The sequence below is a fragment of the Ideonella sp. genome (assembly GCF_036277275.1).
In the GTDB taxonomy this organism is placed as follows: Bacteria; Pseudomonadota; Gammaproteobacteria; order Burkholderiales; family Burkholderiaceae_C; genus Ideonella.
The window spans coordinates 23,430-31,301 of the sequence record NZ_DASUNH010000144.1 but is presented as its reverse complement, the minus strand read 5'-3'; the positions used below and the strand labels follow the sequence as shown (position 1 = coordinate 31,301).

Genomic DNA, 7,872 nt, shown 5'->3' with positions numbered 1-7,872 from the left:
CGGCCCCTTCGGCACCTCGATCGCGCTGATCGCCTCGGGCGGCCGCGGGCCGACGAAGCCGGGCGGGGCATTGGCCACGGCGACTTCGCGCTGCCAGTCCCGCGCCACGAGGCCGACCGCGGCTGCGGCGATCAGCAGCAGGAACAGGATCACGATGGTCGCGCTGACCAGGCCGACGCGGTCCATCCTGAACCGCCGCCATGCGGCATGCCAGACGCCTTCGCTGTGTTCGACGGTGACCCTGGGAACGTCGAGGACGACGGCGCTGTTCATTTGAGCGTCACCCGCGGATCGACCAGCTTGAAGCAGACATCGACGATCAGGTTGATCAGCATCGTGATGAAGGCCAGGTACACCGTCACCGCCTGGATCACCGGGTAGTCGCTGCGGTTGACCGCCAGCAGCACCTCGCGACCGAGGCCGGGGATCGAGAAGAAGACCTCGATCAGGAACGAGCCGACGAAGATGCCCGGCAGCGCCAGGCCGACGTTGGTCAGGATCGGGATCATCGCGTTGCGCAGTACATGCTTGAACAGCACCGGCCCTTCGCCCAGCCCCTTGGCCCGCGCGGTGCGCACGTAGTCCTGGCCGAGTTCATCGAGGAAGAAGCTGCGGTACAGCCGCGTCTGCGGCGACACACCCACCGCGACGGCCAGCAACACCGGCAGCGGCACGTAGGTCGTCAGGTTGGTCCAGGTCGAGTCGCTCCAGCCCTGCACCGGGAACCAGCCGAGCTGGAAGCCGAACACGTACTGGCCGACGATCACGTAGACCAGGAACGAGATCGACAGCGCCACGGTGGTCACCACCATCAGGCTGCGGTCGGTCAGCGAGCCGCGCACATAGGCCACGCCCAGCGCGATCGGCACCGCCAGCAGCGTGTCGAGGATCAGGATCGGTGTCATCACCGTCAGCGTGGCCGGCAGGCGGGTCGCGAAGATGTGGCTGACGGCCTCCTGCGTGGCCCAGCTCTTGCCCCACTCGAAGGTGGCGATCTGCTGGACGAAGATCCACAGTTGCGTCCACCAGGGCTCGTTCAGCCCGAGCTGCTGGCGGATCGCATCGACCTGCTCGGCGGTGGCGTTCTGCCCCGCCAGGATCTCGGCCGGGTCACCCCCGACGAACTTGAACAGCGCGAAGACAAAGAGCACGACACCCAGCAGCGTCGGGATCATCTGCAACAGGCGCCGGACCAGATAGGCGGCCATGGATGAAACGGCCCGGCAGCGCCGGGCAGGTGTGAGGATGCGCGAGTGTAGGGGCGTGTCGGCCGCATTTTTCTCGGCGTTTGCCCCGGATCTTGGAGACGCGTGATCGCATCTCCGGATGCGAAAACACGCCGCGATGCACTATCGTTGCCCGGTGCTGCGCCTTGCCTCACCGATCCGCCGTTCGCTGCTCGCGCTGGCCCTGTGGCCGGCCGCGCTGCCATTCGCGTGGGCCACCGACGGGCCACCCAAGGTGCTGCGCTACGCGATGGTCAGCGACGCCACGACGCTGGACCCGGCCGGCGTGAGCGACGTCTTCAGCCAGGAAGTGGCCGGCAGCATCTTCGAACCGCTGTACCGCTTCGACTACCTGGCCCGGCCGGCCAAGGTCAAGCCGCAACTGGCGGTCGACCTGCCCGAGCACAGCGACGACTGGCGCGAGTACACCGTGCGGCTGCGCACCGGCGTCTACTACGCCGACGACCCGGTCTTCGGTGGCAAGCCGCGCGAGGTGGTGGCCGCCGACGTGGCCTATGCGATCAAACGCATCTTCGATCCGCGCTGGAAGAGCCCGCAGCTGCCAACGTTTGCCGCGATCGGCCTGACCGGCCTGAACGAGTTGCGCCAGCGCGCGCTCGACCAGCGCAAGCCGTTCGACTATGGCGCCGCGGTCGAGGGCCTGAAGATCGTCGACCGCTACACGCTGCGCTTCAGGCTCGACAAGCCCGACCCGCGCTTCGTCTTCAACCTGACCGGCATCGTCGCTGCCGCCCCGGTCGCGCGCGAGGTGGTCGAGCACTACGGCGACACGGTCGGCGACCACCCGGTGGGCAGCGGCCCGTTCGTGCTGGCGGAGTGGCGCAAGGGCTCGCAGATCGTGCTGGCGCGCAACCCCGGCTACCGCGAACACCGTTATGACGAAGAACCCACGCCCGGCGACGCGGAGGGCGAGGCAATCGCCCAGGCCCTGCGCGGGCGAAAGCTGCCGATGATCGACCGGGTCGAGATCGCGATCATCGATGAAGACCAGCCGCGCTGGTTGTCGTTCCTGCAGCGCGACCTCGACGTGATCACCGTACCGGCCACCTACGCGCCGGTGGCCGTGCCGGGCGGGAAGCTGGCCCCCGGTCTTCAGCGCCAGGGTGCCCGGATGCAGCGCCTGGCGCGGCCGGATGTCGTGTACACGGTGTTCAACATGGACGATCCGGTCGTCGGCGGTTACGGCCCGTCGCAGGTCGCGCTGCGCCGCGCGATCGGGCTGGGTTACGACAACGACGAGGAAGTGCGCACGATCCGGCGCAGCATGGGCCTGCCGGCGCAAAGCATGGTCGTGCCGTCGACCTTCGGCTACGACCCGGCGCTGAAGACCGAGATGAGCACCTACGACCCGGCGCGCGCCAATGCGCTGCTGGACCTCTACGGCTTCGTCGACCGCGACGGCGACGGCTGGCGCGAGCGGCCCGACGGCTCGTCGCTGCGGCTGCAGTACCACACCGACAAGACCCTGCGCCAGTTCAACGAGCTGTGGAAGCGGCGCATGGACGCGCTGCACCTGCGCATCGAGTTCCTCGCTGGCCAATGGTCCGAGCAGAACAAGGCCGCACGCGCCGGCAAGCTGATGCTCTGGTTCCTGTCGTGGAACGCCGACGCGCCCGACGCCGATCCCTTCCTGCGGCTGGGCTACGGCCCCGCGATCGGCGGCGACAACCTGTCGCGCTTCAACCTGCCGGCCTTCAACACGCTGTACGAACGCCAGAGCGAGCTGCCCGACGGCCCCGAGCGCCAGGCCACGATCGCCGAGGCCAACCGCCTGCTGCTGGCCTACCTGCCGATGAAGGCCCATGTGCACCGGCTGCAGGTGGCGCTGCACTGGCCACGCCTGCAGGGCTACCGTCCCCATCCCTTCCTGCGGCCGTTCCACGCCTTCGTCGACGTGGCCGGACCGAGCGAGAAACCATGAAGTTCGTGCCCCTTGCCTTGCTCGCCATGCTGACAGCGAGCCCGGTCGCCGTCTCGGCCACCTCGGCCGCTTCGCCGCCAAAGACGGCGGGCCACACCGCGCCCAAGGGGCTGCCGGATCAGGCGGCGCAGCCCCTGAAGGTGCTTCGGTACGCCTTCCCGATCGCCGAGACCGGCTTCGACCCGGCGCAGATCTCCGACCTGTACTCGCGCGTGATCGCCGGCAACCTGTTCGAGGCGCCGCTGAGCTACGACTACCTCGCCCGGCCGGCCAAGCTGGTGCCGGCCACCGCTGCGGCACTGCCCGAGGTCTCGCCCGACTTCAAGACCTTCACCTTCCGACTCAAGCCCGGCATCCATTTCGCCGACGACCCGGCCTTTGGCGGCAAGAAGCGCGAGCTGGTGGCCGAGGACTACGTCTACTCGATCAAGCGCCACTACGACCCGCGCTGGAAGAGCCCCAACCTCTACAACTTCGAGAACGCGAAGATCCTGGGCCTGAGCGAGCTGCGCGCCAAGGCATTGAAGGACAAGACCGCGTTCGACTACGACACGCCGGTCGAGGGCCTGAAGACACTCGACCGCTACACCTTCGTCGTCAAGGTCGCCGAGCCTTCGCCTCGGCTGCCGCTGACCTTCGCCGATGCAGCGATCGCCGGCGCGGTCGCGCGCGAGGTCATCGAGGCCGACCCCGGCAAGGCGATGCAGCACCCGGTGGGCACCGGCGCTTTCCGTCTCGGTGAATGGCGCCGTTCGTCACGCGTGCAGCTGGTGCGCAACCCGAACTACCGCGAGGCCTACTACGAGGCCGAGCCTCCCGCCGACGACCCGGTCTCGCAGGCCATCGCCTCGAAGCTGCGTGGCAAGCGGCTGCCGCTGGTCGACCAGGTCGAGGTGCTGATCGTCGAGGAGTCGCAGCCGCGCCTGCTGGCCTTCCTGAACGGCGAGCACGACTGGATCGAGCGACTGCCCTTCGAACTGTCGCCGCCCTACATCCCCAACGGCCAACTGGCACCACACCTGAAAAAGCGCGGTCTGCAGCTGGAGCGCATGGTCGGCGTCGACATCGCCTACAGCTACTTCGGCATGGAGAATCCCGTCGTCGGCGGCTACACGCCCGACAAGGTCGCGCTGCGCCGCGCGATCGGCCTGGCCTACGACGTGCAGGCCGAAATCACACACGGGCGCAAGGGCCAGGCCATCCCGGCGCAGGCCATCGTGCCGCCGCAGATGGCCGGCTACGACCCCGCCTTCAAGAGCGAGATGAGCGATCACGACCTTGGCAAGGCACGTGCACTGCTCGACCTGTACGGCTACATCGACCGAGACGGCGACGGCTGGCGCGAGCAGCCCGACGGCTCGCCGCTGCTGATCGAGTACGCGGCCCAGCCTGACCAGCAGTCGCGCATCCTGCAAGACCTGTGGCACAAGGCGATGAATGCGCTCGGCGTGCGCCTGGAGTTCAAGATTGCGAAGTGGCCCGAGCATCTGAAGGCCTCGCGCACCGGCAAGCTGATGATGTGGGGCCTGTCGTGGAGCGCGACGGTGCCCGACGCAAGCGACTTGCTGGGCCTGATGTACGGCCCCAACAAGGGCCAATCGAACCATGCCCGCTTCGACCTGCCTGCCTACAACCGACTCTACGCCCAGCAGGCCTCGCTGCCCGACGGCCCCGAGCGCGACGCGCTGATCCACGAAGCGAAGAAGCTGGGCGTGGCCTACATGCCCTACAAGATCGCCGGCCACCGCATCGTCAGCGACCTGCTGCATCCCTGGGTCGTCGGCTACCGCCGCCACCCCTTCCTGCGCGGATGGTGGCAATACGTCGACATCGACCCCGACCTGCGCGCCAAGAAAACGCGTCCACCACGCCATGAACCGATTCCTTCGCACCGCCGCCGTGCTCGCTGCCCTGATTGGCAGCACGTTCACCGCCCACGCCGCCGACACCGAGGACAAGGCCTCGCCCAAGGTCCTGCGTTATGCCTTCCGCGTCGCCGAGACCACGCTCGACCCCGCCCAGGTCAACGACATCTATTCGCGCATCCTGACCGGGCACATCTTCGAGGCGCTCTACACCTACGACCACCTGGCGCGGCCGATCAAGTTCAAGCCGCTGACCGCCGAGGCACTGCCCGAGGTCACCGACAACTACCGCACCTGGACCATGAAGGTGCGGCCCGGCATCCATTTCGCCGACGACCCGGTCTTCGGCGGCAAGAAGCGCGAACTGGTCGCCGAGGACTACGTCTACGCGATCAAGCGTTTCGCCGACCCGGCCAACAAGAGCCCCGTGTGGAGCAACATCGACGGCTTCAAGCTGCTGGGTCTGGGTGAGCAGCGCCAGAAGGCACTGAACGAGAAGAAAGCCTTCGACTACGACAGCCCGGTCGAAGGCCTGCGCGCGCTCGACCGCTACACCGTGCAGATCCGGTTGGCCCAGCCGCGACCGCGTTTCATCGAGTTCCTCGCCGCGAGCGACCTCTTTGGCGGCGTGGCGCGCGAGGTCGTGCAGGCCTACGGCGACAAGATCGCCGAACACCCGGTGGGCACCGGCCCGTTCCAGCTGGCGCAGTGGCGCCGGGCCAGCTTCATCGCGCTGGAGCGCAACCCCGGCTACCGCGAACGCTTCTACGAGGCCGAGCCGGCCGAGGGCGACGCCGAGGGCCAGGCGCTGCTGGCGCGCTTCAAGGGCCGACGCATCCCGATGATCGACCGGGTCGAGGTCTCGATCATCGAAGAAGCCCAGCCGCGCTGGCTGGCCTTCCTGAACGGGCAGCACAACTTCGTCGAGCAGGTGCCGACCGACTACGTGAACCAGGCCATGCCCAACGGCAAGGTGGCGCCCAACCTGGCCAAGAAGGGGGTGCAGGGCTGGCGCCAGGTGCGCGCCGACCTGGCCGCGACCTTCTTCAACCTCGATGACCCGGTCGTCGGTGGTTACTCGCCTGAAAAGGTGGCGCTGCGGCGCGCGATCTCTCTCGGCCTCGACGTCGACCGCGAAATCCGCCTGGTGCACAAGGGCCAGGGCTTCCTGGCCCAGGCGCCGATCGCCCCGCACACGACGAGCTACGACCCGTCGTTCAAGAGCGAGATGAGCGACTACGACCCGGCGCGCGCCAACGCGCTGCTCGACCTGTACGGCTACCTCGACCGCGACGGCGACGGCTGGCGTGACCTGCCGGACGGCTCGCCGCTGGTGCTGCAGTGGTCGATCGAGGCCGAGAGTCGGGGCCGGCAGATGTCCGAGCAATACCACCGCGACCTGTCGGCGCTGAAGATCAACGTCAAGTTCAAGCCCGGCAAATGGCCTGAGCTGCTGAAGGCCGCGCGGGCCGGCAGCTTCCAGATCTGGCATGTCGGCGGCATGAGCGCCTCACCCGACAGCCAGGGCGCGCTGCAGCGTTATGACGGCAGCCAGGTCGGCGGCCAGAACATGGCGCGCTTCAGGCGGCCGGAGTTCGACGCGATCTACAAGCGCCTGTCGGAGTTGCCCGATGGCCCGGAACGCGAGGCCCAGTTCGCTGAGGCCCGCCGCCTGGCCGTGGCCTGGATGCCGTACCGCATCCGCTACCACTCGTACATCACCGACATGGCCCAGGCCGAGGTGATCGGCTACCGGCGACCGCAGTTCTGGCTCGACTGGTGGCAGTACGTCGACGTCGTCACAGCGGCGAAGACACCGAAATGAACGCCGCCTGGCGCGCGCTGGCCCTGCGCGTGCGCCCGGGAGGCGGGCCGGACGTCGGCCGCTGGGTCACGCCGGAAGAGCTGAACGTCGCGCCGTCGCTGCTCGGCCAGCCGCTGGCGCGCCCGGGGCGGCGGCTGCTCGCGATGGCGGTGGACCTGGCGGCGATCGGGCTCATCTCTGCGCTGTCCAACTTCTGGCTGCTCGCCGCCTTTGCGCTGGGCGCGTTCGAGCGCGCGCGGGCTGCGCGCCGCGGCCTGGCACCGTGGCGCACCTTGTCGATCTGGCTGCTGGTCGCGCTGATGGGCTATGCGGGCCTGCAGGCCGCGATCGAAACCGCGCGCGACGGTGGACGCGGCCGCGTCGCCGGCGGCGACACGGTCGCCGACGAGGAGGCTGCCGACGAAGAGTTCTTCGCCGCATTGCAGGGGTTGTCGCAGGCTGCCTCGGCACCGAGGCTGGCAGCCGCCGAGGGCGCCGGCGCGGCATCTGCCGCCGCTTCCGCGGCCGAATCGATCGCCGCGCTGCAGGGGCAAGTGCAGCAGCTGAAGCGGCAGCTCGCGAAGGAGCGCCAGGCCGCTGAAGACGCCGCGGCGGCCGAGCATTGGCGCGAGCGGCTGCGTCGTCTCGGCCTGGACTTCGGCGTCGGCTACGGCTGGTCGCTGGTCTACTTCACGATGCTGCCGGTCTGGTGGCGCGGCCAGACGCTGGGCAAGCGGCTGTTCCGCCTGCGTGTGGTCGAGATCACCGGCAAGCCGATGACGCCACTGCTGAGCTTCAAGCGTTTCGGCGGCTACCTGGCCGGCCTGGGCACCGGCGGGCTCGGCCTGGTTCAGCTGCTGTGGGATCCGAACCGCCAGGCCCTGCAGGACAAGGCGGCGCATACCGTCGTGGTCGACGAGCGCCTGCCGCGGCGCCCCGTGCCGCCGGACTTCACGGCCTCGGCGCTCGACGAACCCTCGGCCCGAGCGCCGCTCGATGCGCCCGCGTCGTCGACAGCCTGACCGTTTTCGCAAC

At 68.7% G+C, this 7,872-nt stretch carries 4 protein-coding genes and 2 pseudogenes; 4 read left to right on the top strand and 2 right to left on the bottom strand.

The window, feature by feature from the left end; genetic code table 11:
* Both VFY73_RS25270 and VFY73_RS25265 read right to left on the bottom strand, forming a co-directional pair.
* Positions 1–273: pseudogene (locus VFY73_RS25270) on the bottom strand (ABC transporter permease); the annotation flags it as partial.
* Positions 270–1,208 (bottom strand): ABC transporter permease, encoded by a 939-nt coding sequence (locus tag VFY73_RS25265; RefSeq protein WP_329724079.1) that lies wholly within the window; start codon positions 1,206–1,208, stop codon positions 270–272. The gene VFY73_RS25265 and the pseudogene VFY73_RS25270, both read right to left, overlap by 4 nt.
* A 154-nt stretch (positions 1,209–1,362) precedes the next feature.
* Between VFY73_RS25265 and VFY73_RS25260 the strand changes: the two genes are divergently transcribed.
* The 4 genes and pseudogenes from VFY73_RS25260 (at position 1,363) to VFY73_RS25245 (ending at position 7,859) form a co-directional block, all read left to right on the top strand.
* Positions 1,363–3,168: an ABC transporter substrate-binding protein gene (locus tag VFY73_RS25260; protein WP_329724077.1), complete on the top strand. Its 1,806-nt coding sequence runs from the start codon at positions 1,363–1,365 to the stop codon at positions 3,166–3,168.
* Positions 3,165–4,751 (top strand): annotated as a pseudogene (locus VFY73_RS25255) (ABC transporter substrate-binding protein); the annotation flags it as partial. The gene VFY73_RS25260 and the pseudogene VFY73_RS25255, both read left to right, overlap by 4 nt.
* 289 nt (positions 4,752–5,040) lie before the next feature.
* Positions 5,041–6,858 carry an ABC transporter substrate-binding protein gene (locus VFY73_RS25250; protein ID WP_329724075.1) on the top strand — a complete coding sequence of 606 codons (1,818 nt, stop codon included), beginning with the start codon at positions 5,041–5,043 and terminating at the stop codon, positions 6,856–6,858.
* Positions 6,855–7,859, top strand: coding sequence for an RDD family protein (locus VFY73_RS25245; RefSeq protein ID WP_329724074.1), 1,005 nt, complete (start codon positions 6,855–6,857; stop codon positions 7,857–7,859). Before VFY73_RS25250 ends, VFY73_RS25245 begins: the two co-directional genes overlap by 4 nt.
* Positions 7,860–7,872: the final 13 nt, after the last annotated feature.

What these genes read in the sequence shown, in the direction of transcription:
- VFY73_RS25265 (WP_329724079.1), bottom strand. Translation starts at nt 1,208, where the DNA reads ATGGCCGCCTATCTGGTCCGGCGCCTGTTGCAGATGATCCCGACGCTG.
- VFY73_RS25250 (WP_329724075.1), top strand. Translation starts at nt 5,041, where the DNA reads ATGAACCGATTCCTTCGCACCGCCGCCGTGCTCGCTGCCCTGATTGGC.
- VFY73_RS25245 (WP_329724074.1), top strand. Translation starts at nt 6,855, where the DNA reads ATGAACGCCGCCTGGCGCGCGCTGGCCCTGCGCGTGCGCCCGGGAGGC.